We start from the raw sequence: 19,199 nt of genomic DNA on the forward strand, positions 1-19,199 counted from the left end.
AAGCAGCGATCGGGCGACCGCTGCTTCAGGAAGGGTTATTCGCCAGCGATTTTCATTGCGGGTAACAGCACGGAACCACACTGGATATTGCTGCGAGTCTCGATATCGCTACCAATCGCGACCATGTTGCGCCACATATCTTTCAGATTACCGGCAATAGTGATTTCGCTTACCGGATACTGAATTTCGCCATTCTCGACCCAGAAACCGGCCGCGCCACGTGAGTAATCACCGGTGACGCCACTGACGCCCTGTCCCATCAGCTCAGTGACGACCAGGCCTTTATCCAGTTTACGCAGCATGCCTGCGAAATCATCACCCTGACCGGCAATGCGCCAGTTGTGGATGCCGCCCGCGTGACCGGTGGTTTGCAGGCCGAGTTTACGGGCGGAATAACAGGTCATCAGCCAGTTTTGCAGCACGCCGTCTTTGACGATATCACGACGCTCGGTGCGCACACCTTCGCTGTCGAAGGGCGTAGAAGCCAGTCCCTGCAGCAGGTGCGGATGTTCTTCAATGGTCAGCCAGTCCGGCAGAATTTGCTTGCCGAGGCTGTCGAGCAGGAAAGACGACTTACGGTAAATGCTGCCGCCGCTGATCGCGCCCACCAGATGCCCGAACAGACCGGTCGCCACTTCGGAAGCAAACAATACCGGTGCCTGCATGGTGGGTAATTTGCGCGGAGCCAGACGTGACAAGGTGCGGCGGGCGCACTCTGCGCCGACCCATTCAGGGTCTTTCAGATCACTCATTTTGCGGGCGATGGAATACGCATAGTCGCGCTCCATGTCGCCTTCATGTTCGGCGATGACTGATGCGGAAATGGAATGGCGTGTTGAGCAATAGCTCTGCAACATGCCGTGGCTGTTGCCGAAAACACGGATACCGTAATGGCTGTTGAAACTGCCGCCTTCGGTATTGGTAATACGTTTATCCGCCTGCAACGCCGCCTGTTCAGCACGGGCGGCCAGTTCGATACTGCGATCAGGATCCAGCTCTTCCGGATGGAATAAATCCAGATCCGGCGCGTCAAACGCCAGCATCTCTTTGTCCGCCACACCCGCAAACGGATCCGGCGAGGTGTAACGGGCAATATCCAGCGCCGCCTGCACGGTGCGGGAAATGGCATCCGGGCTTAAATCAGTAGAAGACGCGCTGCCTTTACGGTTCTGATAATAAACGGTAATCCCCAGTGCGCCGTCGCTGTTGAATTCAACATTTTCGACCTCGCCAAAACGGGTGCTGACGCCGATACCGGTGGTTTTGCTGACCGCAACTTCGGCGGCATCTGAACCCGCTTTCGCCAGTTCCAGCGCCTGAGATACGGCCTGTTCCAGGGTTTTACGCTGCTGCGCAACTTGATTGACTACATTCATCGGCATGCCATCGCTTATGAGATTAAGAGGTTGTTCTACACGGGTATTCAGAAACTAATATCTTTGAGTCTAACAGAGACTCGCCATAATTTCGCATTCACACCGGCGTTGTTATGCCCAAAGTTGCAACAGAACATGGATGTATGCGGCATAACCCTGCATAATGCCGCCGAAGCAATAAAGCACAATCAAACTGACAGGATTACCTCGTTAAGAGGAAGCGCCCATGACAAAGAAAATTGACGACTGGCACGATGACGTTCCCGAAACCAACGAGAACGACGATGATGATGAAATCATCTGGGTCAGTAAAAGTGAAATCAAACGTGACGCCGAGGCGCTGAAAGATCTCGGTGCGGAAATGGTTGAGCTGGGTAAAAACTCGCTGGACAAACTGCCGCTGGACGACGATCTGCGTGCAGCCATCGACTTAGCGCAGAAGATCAAGAAAGAAGGCCGCCGCCGCCAGTTACAACTGATCGGTAAAATGCTGCGTTCACGTGATGTTGAACCGATCCAGACGGCGCTGGATAAGCTGAAAAACCGCCATAACCAGCAGGTTTCACTGTTCCATAAACTGGAAATGCTGCGAGATCGTCTGGTCGAAGAAGGTGATGATGCGATCCCGCCGGTTTTGGAATTGTATCCGGAAGCCGACCGCCAGCAACTGCGTGCGCTTATCCGTAACGCGCAGAAAGAAAAAGCCGCAAACAAGCCGCCGAAATCTTACCGCCAGATTTTCCAGTATCTGCGCGAACTGGCTGAAGGTCAGGAATAAAAAAACAAAAGCCCGCCTTTTTACTTAACCGAAAATGGCGGGTTTTTTCTTTTCAGCCTTTGGCCTTTGCGACCGGTTTCTCCAGTAAGTTCAGCCGCAGCTCGCCTTCCAGTTCTTCTTCCGCTTCTTCAAACAACAGAATCAATGCGCCGAAACGACGTTTACGGCTGGCATTCAGATTAATGAAATCTATCTCAACCGGCAGTGTTATTCCGCCCGTCACCTCATCCCAGAGTGCATCCAGATTCGCACCAAAGCTGTCGGTCAGTTCAAGCTGACGGACGAACTCACGGTAGAATGCGGGTAAATCCGGGATGTGATTAAAATCGAAGCTCATTTTATTCATCGACATTACTCCACCCGAACGAAGTTCTGATAATGGTCTTTACTGACATAAATCAGCCCGTCGCTGGCAAACAACACCCGGTCTGCCCCGCGACGCCCGCAGCGATAGTTAATATCCGCTTCATGCCACACCCTTTTATACGCCGAAGGCAAACGCCCTTCCCGGTTTGAGAACCGGTCACCGCCAATCGCTTTACCGGGTAATACCTCACATAAATTCCCGGCACGGGCATCCCAGCCCGCTTCGCGTGCCTTTTTCTTGGTGATGTAATTTTCAGGCAATTGATGATTCTGGCGCAAATAGCCGATCACTGTTTGCTCATCGGTACCCGGGACTATTGTGCCCTGATTATATGTCGCTTTAGCGACAACCTGCCCCGCGATACCGCACAGCGCAAAAACCACGGCGGCTGCCATCACCAGAGTGCGCGCACGCAGCCCGTTAAATGCCTTCATTGACGTCCTTTGTATTAAGCCGAATGAATATGTTCCTGTTTATTGTTTCTTAAAAAACAGCTTCTGGAAAGCTGACTTAAAGGTTCCCTAAATGCAGCGTTTTCACCTGCAAATATTCTTCCAGTCCCAGCACCGAACCTTCACGTCCCAGGCCGGATTCTTTTACGCCACCAAAAGGCGCGGCTTCGTTGGAAATCGCGCATTCGTTAATGCCGATCATCCCGCTTTCTATGGCATCCGCGACACGGAAAATACGTTGCAGATTCTGGCTGTAGAAATACGCCGCCAGCCCGAAAGGCGTATCGTTGGCGCGCTTAATCACTTCTTCTTCCGTTTTGAAACGGAAACAGGCCGCCAGCGGGCCGAAGGTTTCTTCATGCGCCACTTTCATGTCATCGGTAACATCAATAATCACTGTCGGCTGGAAGAAGTTACCACCGAGTTTGTGCCGCTGACCGCCCTCCATCAGGCGTGCGCCTTTCTCCAGCGCGTCCCTGACGTGTTCTTCGACTTTCTCCAGCCCCTTGATATTGATCAGTGGCCCGACAATCACACCTTCGTCCATGCCGTTGCCGACTTTCAGTTTGCGCACTTCTTCCACCAGCCGTGAGGTAAATGCCTCGTACACCCCGTCCTGCACGTAAATGCGGTTGATACATACACAGACTTGACCGGAATTGCGGAATTTACAGGTGATCGCGCCCTGCACGGCCGCCTCAATGTCGGCATCGTCAAACACGATATAGGGGGCATTACCGCCCAGTTCCATTGACACTTTCTTCATGGTGTCGGCGCTGTTGCGTACTAATGTTTTGCCGATTTCCGTCGAGCCGGTAAAGGAGACTTTACGTACCGCGTCGCTGGTCATAATCACTTCACTGATAGCACCGGTGTCACCGGCCACGCCGTTGATTACACCGTCCGGTACGCCCGCATCCTGTGCCAGTTGCAACAAAGCAAATGCAGACAGCGGAGTGTTACTGGCCGGTTTGATGAGACCGGTACAACCTGCCGCCAGCGCCGGTCCCAGTTTGCGGGTCAGCATCGCCAGCGGGAAATTCCATGGCGTGATTGCCGCCACCACGCCGACGGGTTCGCGTGTCGCCAGGATGCGTGAGCCGGATTTGGCCGGAGGAATGATTTCGCCGTTGGCACGTTTGGCCTCTTCGCTGAACCATTGCAGATAGCTTGCAGCGTAATCGACTTCACCCAATGCCTCTTTCAGCGGCTTGCCCTGCTCGGCAACCATCAGTTCACCCAGGAATTGTTTATTTTCCAGCATCAGTTCATACCAGCGATGCAAGATTTCAGAACGCGCTTTCGCTGTGGTTTTACGCCATTGTGGAAAAGCGTCGCTGGCCGCCTTCACTGCAGCTTCCGTTTCCGCCTTTCCGGCCTTTGCCACTTTGGCGACCACCTCGCCGGTTGCCGGATCCAGCACATCGAAGGTGTCTTTGGCCTCAAGCCATTTACCGCCAGCAAAATAGCCGGTCTTAAATAAAGGATGTGCGGAGAGTTTTTCAATCTGGGCAGACATAAGGGATCCTCCTGATTTATGCCATTCAAAACGGAATATGGCAGTAAGTATAGACGCTAAAAACCGGGACGAGGTCACAAGGCGTTTAGCGTTCTGTGCTTGTAACATTCAGTTACACCGGGCTTTTCTGCTGAGATTGTGGAAAATATCCGCATAACCCTGATGTTTTTCCTGCCCCACGCAGGTGCACCGCGTGACCTCTGCGCGATCTTTTTGCGCCATCAGATAGCATGCAAACCATAAGCACTGTGTATTTACGCCCGCCACGGTGCTGTGTGGCGAAAATCACATTACTGGCATGGTTCATGCTCAATACCCTCTGACCGCGCAATCCCGGCGCGGGTGCTAATTCCCTTTTTTGGCAGTGAAGATTTCTGCCGTCTACCCAACTCTTCAACCCTAAAGAGGATCCTATGACTCAGGGGACTTTGAAAAAAAAATTAGGCCTGGTGGATCTGACCTTGCTTGGTGTCGGATCCATGATCGGTTCAGGATGGCTCTATGCGGCACTCACCAGTTCCGGCTATGCGGGTGGTTTAACCGGCTGGGCCTGGTTGCTGGGCGCCGTGATGGTGCTGTTGATCGGGCTGGTATTCGCCGAGCTTTCAGCGGCTATTCCGCGGGCGGGTGGTTTTGTACGCTATCCGAATTACACCCATGGGAATGTGGTTGGTTTTGTGATCGGTGTAAGTTCCTTACTGGCGTATACCAGCACGGCGGGCGTGGAGGTGGAAGCTGTGCGGCAATATGCCATGTACTGGTGGCCCGCGTTAGGTCAGTCCGACGGCAGCCCGACCCGCCTCGGCTTTGTGATGCAAATCGTTCTCCTGGTGTGTTTCTTCCTGCTTAACTACTGGAGCGTCAGTTTCTTCGGGCGCATCAACACCATCATCACGACGTTCAAATTCATTGTGCCGCTGATGGTGATCGTCACCTTATTTGGCTATTTCCATGGCGGCAACCTGAGCGTGCCAGGTACCGCACCGGGGGGGATCCACGGTATATTCTCCTCCCTGACCGGCGCAGGAATTGTGTTTGCGTATCTCGGATTCCGCCAGGCGGTGGATTTTGCCAGTGAGGCGAAAAACCCGCAGCGCAATATCCCGATCGCCATCATGCTGGCTATCGGCATCAGTTTTGTTATCTACATTCTGTTGCAGTTCGCCTTTATGGGTGCGGTACCAACCGACATTCTCAGCGCACACGGCTGGGTGGGGCTGAAAACTATCTTCCAGTCGCCGTATGCCGATCTGGCCCGCAGCCTGGGCATAACATGGCTGATCAACCTGATCCTGATTGATGCAGTGATTTCACCGGCAGGTACCGGAAATATCTATCTCGCCGGGGCTTCCCGCGTGCTGTTTGCCTGGGCAAAGAATGGTCATCTGTTTTCGATTTTTGCCAAGGTCGATCCGAAATCTGGCGTACCACGCGGCGCCCTCTGGCTGTCGCTGATACTGGCGATTGCGTGGACGTTGCCGTCTGAGTTTCAGGTCTGGGGCGGGCTGATTGGTGCCGTCACTTCCGCCACCGTGTTTACCTATATGCCCGGCCCGGTCAATGCCGGTGTTATGCGCTCACGGTTGCCCGATTTGCCGCGTCCGTTCCGACTGCCGGTTTTCGCCCTGCTCAGCCCGCTGGCATTTGTCGCCAGTACCCTGCTGATTTACTGGAGCGGCTGGTCAGTGAATGAGTTGCTGATCCCGATACTGGTGATTGCCTGGGTGGCGTATGTGTTGTTTGGTAAGAAAGATCAGCATTTCAAACGTGATGTCCGGAGCGCATGGTGGTTGCTGGCGTATTACGTCGCCATTTTCATTCTCTCTTATTTCGGGACTTACGGTGGCACCGGCACCATTTCAAGCCCGCTGGATATGGTGCTGGTGGTTGTCGTGACGTTGGTTTGCTATTACTGGGGTGTGGCTTCCGGACATGAAAAACTGGAAATCCCGCCGGATATGGAGGAAGAAGACCCGCCCGTCAGCCCGCGACGCGAGACCCGTGTCGCATAGTTGACTCAATGAAATTGTCGCGCGTTCACATTTCTTTTTCCGGTCAGTAGACTGCGGTTTTACCCCGTAAATTTCTGATGAGGGAACAGGATATGTCAACGCGCGAAAAGATGAATATGGGCGAGCTGTATACAGACATGGGCGAAGGATTGCCGGAGGAACGTCGCGCCGGAAAAGAGCGCGTGTATGATTTTAACCTCACGCGACCGTCCGAAGAGGCAAAGCGCCTGGATTTGCTCAAAAGCATTATGGGCAGTCTGGGCAAATCCTGCTGGATAGAGCCGCCCTTGCATGTCGCGTATGGCTCGCATATTCATATCGGCAATCACTTTTACGCCAACTTCAATCTCACGGTGGTGGATGACGCCACGGTGACGATTGGCGATAACGTGATGATCGCGCCAAATGTGACCCTCGCCACGGCAGGTCATCCTATCGACCCTGAAATCCGCATCACCGGACAGCAATTCTCCCTGCCCATCATCATCGAAGATAACGTCTGGCTGGGCACTGGCGTGATGGTGAATCCGGGTGTGACCATTGGCCGGAACAGCGTGATTGGCGCGGGCAGCGTGGTCACGAAGTCCATTCCAGCCGATGTGGTTGCAGCAGGTGTGCCGTGCCGGGTGATACGCCCGATCACCGCAGCTGATCGCGAAACGTTTTTAAGATAATGAGGCCCGAAAGTAGAAAAGGCCGGTGCATTCATTTATGCACCGGCCTTTTATTTTCACTGTCCTGGTGAGTTATCAGGCCAGGAAAGCATGCTGATAACGTTGCAGCATGTCAGTGAGACGCCTTACCGGCTCGGTCACTTTCAGCGGTGCGTCGTACTCGACCAGCTTTTCCTGATACTCACCCAGCTCTTTCAGTAACCGCTGGTAATAATAGGTGCGCTTGCCTTCACCTGATGCAGAGACCACATGATCGGCCGTATTACGGATTTTTTTGTGGAACGCAGACAGTTCGTCATTCACCGGCACTTCTGCCAGTTTCATGCGCTGGTGCGCGATAATCAGCATCAGCGCCAGACGGTATTTGTCGATATCGTTCGGGAACATCACCAGCAACTGATTAAGCTGGTGATAAAGCGCAGGAAGGTGGTTTTCACGACGCCGGTACGCTTTGGTGGTCAGCGCCGACACTGCGCTGCTCATGAAACGGTTAAGCAGCGTACGGCCGGTTTTCTCACGGGATTTATCCCGCACAATCAGTAACACCGCCATCGCGATCACCGTACCTATCGCCTGCCCCATCGCGTTATCCAGAAACGACGTGACGTTAAATACCATCGGATTGCTGAGCACCAGAATATTAATGGTACCCGCCAGCAATCCGAGCATACCGAGACGACGCTTGGTCACTTCGATACCGATAAAGAAAGTGAAGATCCCCAGCATCAGACACAGCAGGAACAGACTCTGCTGCGTCGCGGGCATAATCAGCATAAACATCATCGAACCGACCGGGATCGCCAGCAACATGCCGATGATGAAATCCATAGCCATGCCTTTCGGATTTGGCGTACGCATCGCCAGCGAGGTCACCACAGCAATGATAATCACGCAGCCGCTGGCCGATGTCCAGCCGGTCCACAACCACATCAGGCAGCCGATAGCTGTTGCAGTGAAGGTTCGCAGGCCGTTGACCAGCGCATGGTGACGTTCTGCCGAAACAGGCCGCACCACCACTTCGCCGTCAAGCACACCGTTTTCTGTGGCGCTGATACTGCTGTTGGTCTGGATGCCTTTCATCAGCAACAGCGCACGGGTGCCGGCACCGGTCCAGGCGCTGACCGTCATGAGCACGTTATCACTGTGCATGCCGGTAATTATCTGGCGCAACTGTTTCAGCCTGCGGTGCACATCCGCCACGTTTTCAGCGGGTTCAGCAAACAACGCCTTCAGTTCAGGCGAAATCCGATCCGGTGAGTTTTGTAAAATCAGATAGGTTTCACAAGCCTGCGTGATCATGCTCAGGGAGGTGCTGTGCAGCGCTTTCAGGCGACGATTACATCGCTGCCAGCGCGAAGATTCCATCATCAGGCTGCCACGCATACCGTTCAGCGCGGTGGTGCTTTTTACCAGGTTATTCCAGGACTTATCGATATCTTCCTTCGTCCCGCTGTTCACGCAAATCCGCATCAGCGCAAACTGATCCAACATCAGCTGGCTGACGGCACGGTCGATATCTTTTTTAATAGAACGGGGAGAGAACAGCAGGTCAGCGACGATGGCGCAACAAATCCCGATCACGATTTCACTGCAACGCTCAACCGCAAACTGCGGCGTTTGCAGGGGTGAACTGGCGGACGTCACCACAATAATCAGCGCGGTATACCCGGCCAGACCCAGCGCATACGAGTTCTCAATACGCACCAGCGATGACCACCAGGTGCACACGCCCGCCCAGATGCAGCACAGTAACAGCATAACAACCGGCGCGCGGGCGGTGGCAATCACGATCACCAGCGCCGCGATACAGCCGATAAAAGTGCCGATAACACGCAGAAAACCACGATGACGAATAGCACCGGCAAAGGGTTCTCCCCCCGCGGCCAGCGCAGGGCCGGATGTCACTATGGCGGCGGTCATGGCCGACCAGCGCGGAGTTTCGAGTTGCAGATAAAAGCCGAGAACCAATGCACCCAGGATCGCGAACGTCAGCTTGCAGGCAAAACGCACACGCGGGATAAGTACGCTATTCATCTTTCCGGCCTTAACCAAACTCTCTCAGACGATGCAGGAGGCGAAGGAACGGGGATCCTTCATCTTGTTTACGGTCATGGCTGCCGGTAATCACCACCGTCGCCGTGGTACCTGCCGGATAAGGATGTTGCTGATCTTCGGCATCAAGCAGGATTTTCACCGGCACACGCTGCGCCAGGCGCACCCATTCGAGGTTGCTGTCGATAGTCGCCAGACCGTTGGTCGCCGCAGAAGAAGAACTGTTTGTCACCGCGGCCGCTACGCTGTCGACTGTACCGTGCATGATGCGGTTGCTGCCGAGCGGCGTGATTTCCGCACGGTCACCTTTTTTCAGCCCGGACAGTTTGGTTTCTTCAAGATAGGCAAGAATATAGAAGGAATTTTTCTTCACCAGCGCCACGGCGGTCGAACCACGGTTGATGTAGTTACCCGGATGGACGGTCAGGTTAGTGACCCAGCCGTCGGCAGGTGCCACCACCACCGTACGTTCCAGATCCAGCACCGCCAGATCCCGTGCAGCCTGCGCTTTCGCCATCTGATGTTGAGCGGTTTGCAACACGTTATTTGCCTGATCGATTTCTTCCTGCGACATGGCCTGAACGCCCAGTTTCACACGGCGTCCGGCTTCGCGCTTTTTCTCAGAAACCAGCGCCTGGTAATACGCGACGTCAGCGCTCGCTTCGTCCAGCGCCTGCTGGTAGCGCGGCTGGTCGATTTTGAACAGCACCTGGCCTTTCTTCACCAGTTGGTTATCAACCACCGGCACATCGGTAATCAGACCGGTGACATCGGGCGCGATAGACACCACGTCAGCGGTAAATTTGGCATCACGGGTCCATGGAGATTCTGTATAGAACGCCCAGGCTTTGAAGATTGCGATGACAGCCAGCACGACAAGAATCAACGTTATTGTGTAACGTATTATTTTTATGGAGAAATTTTTCACAACGCCCTCAGACGAACATGCAGGAGATCAGGTAGAAAAGACAGCAGTACAAAGCTGTGTTGAACAACGCCGGGTGCCAGACAAAGTCGTAAATTCCGGTGGGTTGCAATACACGCCGCAGCAGAAAAAATACCACCAGCGCCAACAGTATTTCAAAAAACACCGGAGGAAACGACAATCCGAAAATCACCATTACCGGAAGCAAACTCATCAAAAATTCCTTACATTATTACGACGGACAAACGCATAACGTCCCGCGCACGCATTATTTATTATTTTAGGCAACGGCACGCGACCCCGATGAAAAATAATTCAACGGGAGCAGAGCAATGAAGCTGCAAAGTTGCCAGGGAAGTGTGCGAAGGTAAGCATGATGTCAGGAAAACTGAAACCTGAGCTTTATCGCCCGGAAGGGTATATTAGCGTGCTTATTATCAACTAATCAACGTTCTGTGATCTAAATCACTTTTAAGCCAGAGTTAACAATGGACCGATTAAAACGCATGTCGATCTTTGCTCAGGTAGTGGAAAGCGGCTCCTTTACTGCGGCCGCACGACGCCTCGACATGAGCGTTTCCGCCATCAGTCAGACGATCTCAAAGCTGGAAAATGATTTACAAATCAAACTGCTAAACCGCAGTACCCGCAGTCTTGGCCTGACGGAAGCCGGTAAGCTTTACTATCAGGGTTGCCGGAAAATGTTGCACGATGTGCGAGAAGTACATGAACAATTGTATGCCTTCAACAACACCCCGACCGGCACATTACGCATCGGCAGCTCATCGACAATGGCACAAAATGTTCTTGCTGCGATGACCGCCGAAATGCTCACTGAATACCCCGGCCTGACGGTGAATCTGGTGACCGGCATTCCGGCACCGGATCTTATCGCCGACGGGCTGGACATGGTCATCCGCGTGGGTGCGTTGCAAGACTCCAGTCTGTTCTGCACCCGCCTGGGCTCAATGCCGATGGTGGTATGCGCGGCACACAGTTATCTGGCGCAGCACGGGACGCCGGAGAAACCGGCAGATATGGTGAATTTCTCATGGCTGGAGTACAGCGTCCGCCCGGACAGCGAATTTGAACTGATCGCCCCCGAAGGTATTTCGACCCGCATTACTCCGCAGGGCCGCTTCGTCACCAACGATTCGCAGACCATGATCCGCTGGCTGAAAGCCGGTGTCGGTATCGCGTATGTGCCGCTGATGTGGGTCATTGAAGAGATCAATGCCGGTGAAGTGGAAATTCTGTTCAGGAGCTATCAGTCTGATCCGCGACCGGTTTACGCGCTGTATACCCAAAAGGACAAACTGCCGCTGAAGGTCCAGGTCTGTATTGATTATCTGACGGATTATTTCAAACGGGTGAGCAAGGTGTATCAGGGATACCGGCAGGGGATAAAAGTCACCCAGTGGAATTAAACCTCCCCGTGTGAAAGGGGAGGGATAACACCGAAATAATCTTCTACTAGGCAGTGCCGCCGACGGTCAGATTATCCAGCTTCAGGGTGGGCTGACCGACCCCGACCGGCAGGCTCTGACCTTCTTTACCGCACACGCCAACCCCTTTATCGATCGCCAGATCGTTGCCGACCATGGAAATCTGTTGCATTGCTTCAATGCCCGAGCCGATCAGCGTCGCGCCTTTCACCGGTTTGGTGATGCGGCCTTTTTCGATCAGATACGCTTCGGACGTCGAGAACACGAATTTACCCGAGGTGATATCCACCTGCCCCCCGCCGAAGTTGGGCGCATACAGGCCATATTCCACGCTACTGATGATATCTTCCGGCGTTGATTTCCCGGCCAGCATATAGGTATTGGTCATACGCGGCATCGGCAGATGTGCGTAGGATTCGCGGCGGCCGTTACCGGTCGGCGAAACCCCCATCAGACGCGCATTCAGCTTGTCCTGCATATAGCCTTTCAACACACCATTTTCGATCAGCACATTGTACTGACCCGGCACACCCTCATCATCAATCGCCAGTGAACCACGCAGACCCGGCAGCGTACCATCATCCACCACGGTACACAGTTCAGAGGCCACACGCTTGCCCATCTGACCGCTAAATACCGAGGTCCCGCGACGGTTAAAGTCACCTTCCAGACCGTGACCTACCGCCTCATGCAACAGCACACCCGGCCAGCCGGAACCCAGCACAACAGGCATGCCGCCAGCCGGTGCGGCGACTGCCGTCAGGTTCAGCAATGCCATACGTACAGCATCACGGGCAAAGGCTTCCGCGCGCACTTCACCGTTCACGGTTTCGAGGAAGTAATCATAACCGACACGACCGCCGCCGCCACTGGAGCCACGCTCACGACGTCCGTCCTGTTCAACCAGAACGCTTACGGACAGGCGCACCAGCGGGCGAATATCTGCCGCCAGCGTACCGTCAGTGGCAGCCACCAGCACATGTTCATACACGCCGGTGATGCTGGCACTGACTTCCTGCACGCGCTGATCGGCCGCACGGGCAATCTTGTCGACGCGGTGCAGCAGTTCGATTTTTGCTTCACGCGGCAGGCTTTGCAGCGGATCCAGCGGAGAATAAAGAGATTTGTAGGCAATTTCACCCAGCATATGCGCTTTGCCATTGCCCTGTTCGCGGACAATACTGCGGGCAGCTGTTGCGCTGAGATTCAGGGCATTGAGCGTGATTTGGTCAGCATAGGCAAAACCGGTTTTTTCACCGCTTACCGCACGGACACCGACACCCTGATCGATATTGTAAGAACCGTCTTTGATGATGCTGTCTTCGATCACCCAGGCTTCGTGGAAGCTGGACTGGAAAAAGAGATCGGCATAATCGAGACGACGTTCAGACAACTGGCCCAAAATGGAAAACAGATCCTGATGACTCAGATTATTAGCAGTTAGTAACTGCTCACTGACTAAGGCCAGACTCATAGATGTTCACTCTCTTTTAGACGAAAGTCCGGCGGGCAGATTGAGTTTTACACAGTCGGCCCGCAAGACAATCCATTGTTACAAGGTTATTAACAGCCTAACACAGCACGAAAGAGGTTTCCTGCCACCTTCACCCGAAGCATTACTGCGCAGTGGCCACTTTTGGATGTTCAACGGGTTTACGCAGAATTTCGTTAATACGAGGTTCGGCGATGGTGCCGTCAATCTGATAGCGGATAAGCGAGATTTTATTCCACAACGGTGCCAGCACTTTACTGGCAGCGAAAACGGCAACCCCGACCACCGGATTGATAACAAATGCCGTCGCTACGCCCACTGTGGCGGAAATTTCCGGCGCAATGACCGCTTCGAGATCCAGTTGCTGATTGACGAAATTGACTTTCCCGGTGATAGCGATATCCGCTTCCAGACCATCAATCAGCAGGTCATCGGTATGAAGTACACCGTCTTTAATCCAGGCGGTGGATTTGATCGAGTCAAAATAGAAGCCCTGGCCAAAGGTATCGCTGAAATCGAGACGCAGTTTGCGCAGCAACGCATCGAAGCTGATCAGACGCAGTAACTGTCCGGCGCGACCCGCGCCGATATCCGCAATCTCGCCTTTACCCAGCGTGTTTTTCAACGTGCCGTTCAGTGTGCTGACATCAGGTTTCCACGGCACCGATTTCCAGTGCAGATCAAAGTTAATATCAAACGGCGCACCTTTCAGGGGGGTGGTCACACCAAAGAATGACATTGCCTGCTCAATATTTTTACCGGTCAGTTTGCCTTTGAGACCGGTGTTCTCGCCCTGCCCGTTCTGCGTCCAGTCGCCCTGCACATCAAGCCGCGCGACGCCGGTATCAATCAGACCGTTACGCAACATCAGCTGATCGCCCTGTGGTGTCAGGTCAGCATTCACCTTGCGGAAATTCTGACCGAGGAACCAACAGGCTTCGCAACGCAGCTGTAATGACGGCCAGCTGGCAAACGAAATCTTATTGGTAGCAAACGGATTACCGCCCGGCTGTGCGCTGCCAGCCACATCTTCCGGCGTCCATTGCGGATTGAAATAAACATATTTCAGCTTTGCCAGCCACGGACCGTTGTCATTCATATTCAGCCTGCCATCGATTTCCTTACCTTTGGCGCTGACTTCCATGCCCTGATGCCCCTGAACCGAGGTGAGAATCAGATCGTTCCAGACCTGCCCGCCTAGCGTAAGCGCAGGTGTTGTCAGGATGATCTGGTGCGGGAAGCTGAAACCCGCCAGTTTAGTATTGGTATCCTGCGTCGCTTTATCCGGCGACAGCAAACCCAGCCAGCTTTCACCGTCAAGCGCGGGCAGATGAAGTGTCAGGCTGCTGTCATCCGGCAAGGGGGGTGTCTTTTTACTGTTTTCCTGCCAGGAGGCGCGATCCAGTTGGAGTTGTTTGCCCAGCAGCCAGCGGCTGTTGAACTGGTCTTTACCCGCCAGCACCCCTTGCAGATTAAAGCTGTGAAGGTCACCTTTAACGTTCACTACCAGCGGCATCGCATGCCCGGCTTTCTTATCCAGGGGATCGGGTAAGTGACTGCTCACATCTTTCAGATCGGCGTTCACATTGACGGTGTACGTCGGCGTACCTTTATGCGGCAGCGTGATATTAACATCGCCTTTCCACGGCGTTCCGCCAGAGATTTTACTGGCCGCCGCCGCAGGCAAGCCGGGGATTTTGGACAACTGCCAGTTCGCATCCAGCCCGACCTGTACGTTAAAATTATCTTGCAGTTCCTGCGTGCTGAACATCACGTTGACCGGTTGACCGAACCAGTTACCGGTGAGCCGGTTACTTTGCAGATTGCCGTTGTCATAACTGAACTGGCCGCTGAGCTGGCTGATTTTGCTGTTCAGCGGTTTGATAAACAGGCTGTTGTTATTGAGCGTGACGCCACCGGATGCGTGCACCACTTCGCCATCCAGTGGAATATCAAGATGTAAGCGACCGTTCACTTCGCCGCCAATCTGCAATTCCTGTAACGCCGAACCCAGCGAATCATGCAACGGCGTATCCATGAAATAGTCGCCGATATCTTTACCCTGCCCGCGAAGGTCAGCATCAATAAACAGTTTTTCTTTCAGGTAGTCAGGGATATTGGCAACGACGTTATTACCGTCAACGTTGCCCAGTTTGGTGTGCGCGGCTTTCATAAAGAGGCCGTCATTAAGGAAATCAAGATCGATATCCAGATCGGTCAGCGCTGGCCAACCAGGCTGGAATTCAAAGGTCGAGTGGCGTAGCGGAACCCAAACCTCAAACTGCCCTTCGTTCTTTTTGAACGGGAAATGTTGAGGATTGCCGTTAAAAGTCAGCGTGGCGTTATCCACCTGACCAGCCCGGATCGCATCGCTCAGATAATTCACCAGATGTTTACCCATTAGCGGCTCAGGGAAGTAGCGCCAGGCCTGACCGGCGTCATATAAGCGAATACCGGCCAGAATATTCAGCCACGGCTCGCCTTCGGCAGGCTGGTTGTAGCGGAAATCGCCTTTCGCCCACAGTGCGCTCGCTTTGACATCCACGTTTTTACCCGACAACGACCAGCCTTCTTTACCGTTGGTCCAGTTAAAGGTTCCGGTCGCTGTGCTGACGTCCAGCGGTGCACGGAACATTTCGCCGAACGGCAGCAGACTGTCTTGTAATTTCACCGTCATCTGCCCGTCCGCGACGCTGCCTTTCAGACCACCGCTGAAATGGTTAACGCCTGGCAACAGTTCCCAACGCTGCCAGCTGACATCGCGCCAGTTCACATCAAAACGGGTCTGTTCCGGCTGCTTAAGCGGAATATCCAGCGCGAGGCGAGCCACATTACCGGCAGGTTTTAAATCCTGCCAACGCTCCAGCAAGGCCGGGGTCAGAAACGAGAAAGTCGGGATCACCGGTCCTAAGCGTTCGAGCTGCAGATTTGTGCCGCGGATACGCAATTCTTCGCCCTGCGAGGGGCCGAGGAAATTATTATTTTCGGGCAGATAAAGCGCTTCAAGACGCCCTTTTGGCCACGCCACGCCGTCAGTTTTCAGATTCAGTTGCTGCGTACCAATCTGCCAGCCGTTACCCTGGCGGCTGCCGTGCAAAGTCAGGTTATCAACATCGAGGCGGTGCGCATCGTCACCGTTTTTCCAGGTGGCAGAGCCATTTTTCAACAGCGCGTCACCGGCATAAACATCGCCATTACGTACGGTCAGCCAGGCGGCCAGACTGAAGTTAGCACTTTCCAGCCCCGTATTGTTGCGCAACCACCGACTGAACCACGGTTTCATGTCGATATCGTCGGCCTGAAGATAAATTTTACCGTTATTGAGCAGACCGTTGGTATCGTTCAGATCCATACGCAACTGCACAATGCCATGCTGCCCGTTAAAGCTCGACAGGCTAAGCTGCCCTTCGGCGCGATGGCGGTTGTGACTGTTCAGCCAGGTCAGCTGAGGAATATCAAATTCCGCACGCGGGCCGGAAGGCGTCAGGAAGGAAATGCGGCTGTTGCGCAGATCGAAATGGTCGACCTGTCTGAGGAAGATATCACTGACTCGGTTTGGCTGGATGCCATTGCCTTTGTTGTTATCGCCCCCCAGCGTGCTGTTTAAATCCAGCTGTAAATTGTAGAAAGTGAGGTCGCGGAACTGCCAGCGGAAATGCAGCAAGGATTGCCAGACGTCCAGCGCCAGCGTAATGCGCTGAACCTGCCACGTTGAGTCCGGCAAGGTGACCTGAAGGCCACGGATCTCCATGATCGGACCAAAGGTTTTCCAGCTGGCGCTAACTTGCGATAATTCGATCGGTACGCCCGTGACCGCCTCAACTTTCCCGACCAGTTGATCCTGAAAACGGGTCAGTTGAGGCAATGCCAGCCGTAAGCCACTGATCACCAAAGCCACTATCACGACAAGGGTTGCGCTGGTGGTTAATAAAATACCGGGCAGTCGCCTCAAACCTCTCTCCTTGTTTTCCATTCCATGCTGGCTTTCACCTGCACAGACGGCAATGGAAACCTTTAACTTCTTGATGCTTCAGACGATTAGCCATCGGATCACATCATGACGACATCGAACTGTTCCTGACTGTAGAGCGGCTCAATCTGCACTTTCACCTGCTTGCCGACGAAGATTTCCACCTCGGCCAGTGCATGGGATTCTTCCCCCTTGAGCGCTTCCCCTACTGCGGCAGACGCGTAAACCAGGAAACGATCGGAATCGTAGGCATGATGCACACGTACGATTTCACGCAGAATTTCATAACAGACAGTTTCAACAGTTTTCACTGTGCCGCGGGCATGGCAGGTCGGACAATCGCTGCACAGCACATGTTCGACGCTTTCGCGGGTACGTTTACGGGTCATCTCCACCAAACCGAGCGCGGAGAAACCGTGAATACCGGTTTTCACGCGGTCTTTAGACAACGCCTGCTCAAGGCTGTGCAGCACACGGCGACGATGATCTTCATTGGACATATCAATAAAGTCGATAATGATAATGCCGCCAAGATTGCGCAAACGCAGCTGACGGGCAATGGCCTGCGTCGCTTCGGTGTTAGTGTTAAATATCGTGTCTTCCAGATTACGATGACCGACAAACGCCCCCGTGTTGATATCCACAGTGGTCATGGCTTCGGTCTGATCAATAATCAGATAGCCACCGGACTTGAGTTCCACCTTACGCTCAAGCGCACGCTGGATTTCGTTCTCCACATCGAACAAGTCGAAAATGGGTTGCTTACCGCTGTAATGCTCCAGTTTACTGGTCATTTCCGGCATGTATTCGCTGGTGAATTCGACCAGCAATTCATACGTCAGGCGGGAGTCTACACGGATGCGGTCCAGTGCCTCACCGGCAAAATCACGTAGCACGCGGTGCGCCAGCGCCAGTTCTCCATACAGCTTGCACTTGGTTTTATTGCGACGCTTGCGTTCCATTACCTTGGTCCACAGACGTTTCAGGTAGGCCGCATCTTGTTTGAGTTCTTCTTCGCCCACGCCTTCGGCTGCGGTACGAATAATATAGCCGCCGTGCTCATCACAATATTCCGAGACAATACGTTTGAGACGGTCGCGCTCGGCTTCACTTTCAATACGCTGCGAAACGCCAACATGGGACGCGCCGGGCATGAATACCAGATAGCGGGAAGGCAAAGTAATGTCTGTCGTCAGGCGTGCGCCCTTGGTGCCAAGCGGATCTTTCACCACCTGCACCATCAGATCCTGGCCCTGATGAACCAGCTCAGCGATGTCACGCACATGGAAATTTTTCTGCTCGTCACGCGCCACACATTCAGTATGCGGCATAATGTCTGACGCATGTAAAAAGGCGGCCTTTTCAAGACCGATATCAACAAATGCCGCCTGCATACCTGGCAGAACACGACTGATACGCCCTTTATAAATATTGCCGGCAATCCCGCGCTTGGTCTCGCGCTCAATATGGATTTCCTGCAGAATGCCACCGTCAATGTAAGCCACGCGGGTTTCAGACGGGGTGACATTGACCAGTAATTCAGCTGTCATGTTTTCTCCTAAGCTCGCGTAAGGCAGAAAATTCATTCAGCAGTTCCTGGGTTTCCACCAGAGGAAGCCCCACAACTGCATAGTAACTGCCGCGAATTTCACGGACGAAACAACCGCCCTTTCCCTGAATACCATAAGCGCCCGCTTTATCCATGGGCTCACCGCTCAGAATATAATGTGCAATATCGTCGGAGGATAGTGAACGGAAGGTGACATCGGTCACAACCACCGTATTGAGGCAATCCCGCCTGTCGGCAAACGCAATGGCGGTCATCACCTGATGTTGTTTTCCGGACAATGCGTTAAGCATAATAGCGGCCTGGGTTTCGTCACGTGGTTTTTCCAGGACGTTACCATCAAGGACCACAATCGTGTCTGCGCCAAGCACCGGCAAATCTTCTGCCGCGACCGCCACACCGGCCTGCGCTTTATCTTTCGCCAGTCGTAAAACATAATCTTGCGGGGCTTCGCCAGGCTGACGCTCTTCTGCAACGTCAGTCATCAGACGCTCAAAAGGCAGTTCCAGCAAGGCCAGTAATTCACGGCGACGTGGTGACCCGGAAGCCAGATAAAGTGCGGTCATAACA

General features: G+C 53.7%; 15 protein-coding genes. 4 read left to right on the plus strand and 11 right to left on the minus strand.

The annotated features are described in order from the left end of the window. Positions 1 to 35 precede the first annotated feature (35 nt). Positions 36 to 1,376: a metalloprotease PmbA gene (gene pmbA, locus J1781_RS19875; RefSeq protein WP_015698911.1), complete on the minus strand. Its 1,341-nt coding sequence runs from the start codon at positions 1,374 to 1,376 to the stop codon at positions 36 to 38. Positions 1,377 to 1,602: 226 nt separating this feature from the next. Between pmbA and yjgA the strand changes: the two genes are divergently transcribed. Next, a complete protein-coding gene (gene yjgA / locus J1781_RS19880; protein WP_129954746.1) occupies positions 1,603 to 2,154 on the plus strand; it encodes a ribosome biogenesis factor YjgA in 552 nt (183 codons plus the stop codon). Between the two features lie 52 nt (positions 2,155 to 2,206). Here yjgA and J1781_RS19885 read toward each other — a convergent pair whose 3' ends face one another. The 3 genes from J1781_RS19885 to J1781_RS19895 all read right to left on the minus strand — a co-directional run bounded on the left by J1781_RS19885 (position 2,207) and on the right by J1781_RS19895 (position 4,492). Then, the gene (locus J1781_RS19885; RefSeq protein ID WP_129954857.1) at positions 2,207 to 2,500 is read right to left on the minus strand and encodes a barstar family protein; all 294 of its coding nucleotides are present in this window, start codon (positions 2,498 to 2,500) and stop codon (positions 2,207 to 2,209) included. A gap of 5 nt (positions 2,501 to 2,505) precedes the next feature. Further along, positions 2,506 to 2,955 (minus strand): ribonuclease domain-containing protein, encoded by a 450-nt coding sequence (locus tag J1781_RS19890; protein ID WP_217234061.1) that lies wholly within the window; start codon positions 2,953 to 2,955, stop codon positions 2,506 to 2,508. A 76-nt stretch (positions 2,956 to 3,031) separates the two neighbouring features. Then, entirely contained in the window at positions 3,032 to 4,492 is a 1,461-nt protein-coding gene (locus J1781_RS19895; protein WP_129954748.1) for an NAD-dependent succinate-semialdehyde dehydrogenase, read from the minus strand. 413 nt (positions 4,493 to 4,905) lie between these two features. On the opposite strand from J1781_RS19895, the gene J1781_RS19900 reads away from it, so the two are divergent. Then, a complete protein-coding gene (locus J1781_RS19900; protein WP_217234063.1) occupies positions 4,906 to 6,504 on the plus strand; it encodes an APC family permease in 1,599 nt (532 codons plus the stop codon). A 92-nt stretch (positions 6,505 to 6,596) separates the two neighbouring features. After that, positions 6,597 to 7,178, plus strand: a complete 582-nt coding sequence (locus J1781_RS19905) for a DapH/DapD/GlmU-related protein (protein WP_129954750.1) — start codon at positions 6,597 to 6,599, stop codon at positions 7,176 to 7,178. Between the two features lie 75 nt (positions 7,179 to 7,253). Here the strand turns inward: J1781_RS19905 and aaeB are convergent, their stop codons facing one another. Genes aaeB through aaeX form a run of 3 tightly spaced genes read right to left on the minus strand, consistent with a single transcriptional unit; the run spans position 7,254 to position 10,369 of the window. Continuing rightward, positions 7,254 to 9,212, minus strand: a complete 1,959-nt coding sequence (gene aaeB / locus J1781_RS19910; protein WP_129954751.1) for a p-hydroxybenzoic acid efflux pump subunit AaeB — start codon at positions 9,210 to 9,212, stop codon at positions 7,254 to 7,256. A 10-nt stretch (positions 9,213 to 9,222) separates the two neighbouring features. Next, a complete protein-coding gene (aaeA, locus tag J1781_RS19915; protein WP_217138159.1) occupies positions 9,223 to 10,158 on the minus strand; it encodes a p-hydroxybenzoic acid efflux pump subunit AaeA in 936 nt (311 codons plus the stop codon). A 7-nt stretch (positions 10,159 to 10,165) separates the two neighbouring features. Continuing rightward, entirely contained in the window at positions 10,166 to 10,369 is a 204-nt protein-coding gene (gene aaeX, locus J1781_RS19920) for a p-hydroxybenzoic acid efflux pump operon protein AaeX (RefSeq protein WP_015698919.1), read from the minus strand. A 274-nt stretch (positions 10,370 to 10,643) separates the two neighbouring features. Here aaeX and aaeR point away from each other — a divergent pair, with 274 nt between their 5' ends. Next, the gene (gene aaeR / locus J1781_RS19925) at positions 10,644 to 11,582 is read left to right on the plus strand and encodes an HTH-type transcriptional activator AaeR (protein ID WP_129954753.1); all 939 of its coding nucleotides are present in this window, start codon (positions 10,644 to 10,646) and stop codon (positions 11,580 to 11,582) included. Positions 11,583 to 11,628: 46 nt separating this feature from the next. Here aaeR and tldD read toward each other — a convergent pair whose 3' ends face one another. From tldD to J1781_RS19945, 4 genes are all read right to left on the minus strand, one after another. Then, positions 11,629 to 13,074, minus strand: coding sequence for a metalloprotease TldD (gene tldD / locus J1781_RS19930; protein ID WP_217234071.1), 1,446 nt, complete (start codon positions 13,072 to 13,074; stop codon positions 11,629 to 11,631). A gap of 142 nt (positions 13,075 to 13,216) precedes the next feature. Next, a complete protein-coding gene (gene yhdP, locus J1781_RS19935) occupies positions 13,217 to 17,044 on the minus strand; it encodes an AsmA2 domain-containing protein YhdP (RefSeq protein WP_217234073.1) in 3,828 nt (1,275 codons plus the stop codon). A gap of 98 nt (positions 17,045 to 17,142) precedes the next feature. After that, the gene (rng, locus tag J1781_RS19940) at positions 17,143 to 18,612 is read right to left on the minus strand and encodes a ribonuclease G (protein ID WP_013577287.1); all 1,470 of its coding nucleotides are present in this window, start codon (positions 18,610 to 18,612) and stop codon (positions 17,143 to 17,145) included. After that, a complete protein-coding gene (locus J1781_RS19945; RefSeq protein ID WP_217234075.1) occupies positions 18,602 to 19,195 on the minus strand; it encodes a Maf family protein in 594 nt (197 codons plus the stop codon). The genes rng and J1781_RS19945 overlap by 11 nt, the downstream gene beginning before the upstream one ends. Positions 19,196 to 19,199: the final 4 nt, after the last annotated feature.

This window comes from Rahnella perminowiae (assembly GCF_019049695.1).
GTDB classification, from domain to species: domain Bacteria; phylum Pseudomonadota; class Gammaproteobacteria; order Enterobacterales; family Enterobacteriaceae; genus Rahnella; species Rahnella perminowiae.

What these genes read in the sequence shown, in the direction of transcription:
- pmbA (WP_015698911.1), bottom strand. Translation starts at nt 1,376, where the DNA reads ATGAATGTAGTCAATCAAGTTGCGCAGCAGCGTAAAACCCTGGAACAG.
- yjgA (WP_129954746.1), top strand. Translation starts at nt 1,603, where the DNA reads ATGACAAAGAAAATTGACGACTGGCACGATGACGTTCCCGAAACCAAC.
- J1781_RS19885 (WP_129954857.1), bottom strand. Translation starts at nt 2,500, where the DNA reads ATGAATAAAATGAGCTTCGATTTTAATCACATCCCGGATTTACCCGCA.
- J1781_RS19890 (WP_217234061.1), bottom strand. Translation starts at nt 2,955, where the DNA reads ATGAAGGCATTTAACGGGCTGCGTGCGCGCACTCTGGTGATGGCAGCC.
- J1781_RS19895 (WP_129954748.1), bottom strand. Translation starts at nt 4,492, where the DNA reads ATGTCTGCCCAGATTGAAAAACTCTCCGCACATCCTTTATTTAAGACC.
- J1781_RS19900 (WP_217234063.1), top strand. Translation starts at nt 4,906, where the DNA reads ATGACTCAGGGGACTTTGAAAAAAAAATTAGGCCTGGTGGATCTGACC.
- J1781_RS19905 (WP_129954750.1), top strand. Translation starts at nt 6,597, where the DNA reads ATGTCAACGCGCGAAAAGATGAATATGGGCGAGCTGTATACAGACATG.
- aaeB (WP_129954751.1), bottom strand. Translation starts at nt 9,212, where the DNA reads ATGAATAGCGTACTTATCCCGCGTGTGCGTTTTGCCTGCAAGCTGACG.
- aaeX (WP_015698919.1), bottom strand. Translation starts at nt 10,369, where the DNA reads ATGAGTTTGCTTCCGGTAATGGTGATTTTCGGATTGTCGTTTCCTCCG.
- aaeR (WP_129954753.1), top strand. Translation starts at nt 10,644, where the DNA reads ATGGACCGATTAAAACGCATGTCGATCTTTGCTCAGGTAGTGGAAAGC.
- tldD (WP_217234071.1), bottom strand. Translation starts at nt 13,074, where the DNA reads ATGAGTCTGGCCTTAGTCAGTGAGCAGTTACTAACTGCTAATAATCTG.
- rng (WP_013577287.1), bottom strand. Translation starts at nt 18,612, where the DNA reads ATGACAGCTGAATTACTGGTCAATGTCACCCCGTCTGAAACCCGCGTG.
- J1781_RS19945 (WP_217234075.1), bottom strand. Translation starts at nt 19,195, where the DNA reads ATGACCGCACTTTATCTGGCTTCCGGGTCACCACGTCGCCGTGAATTA.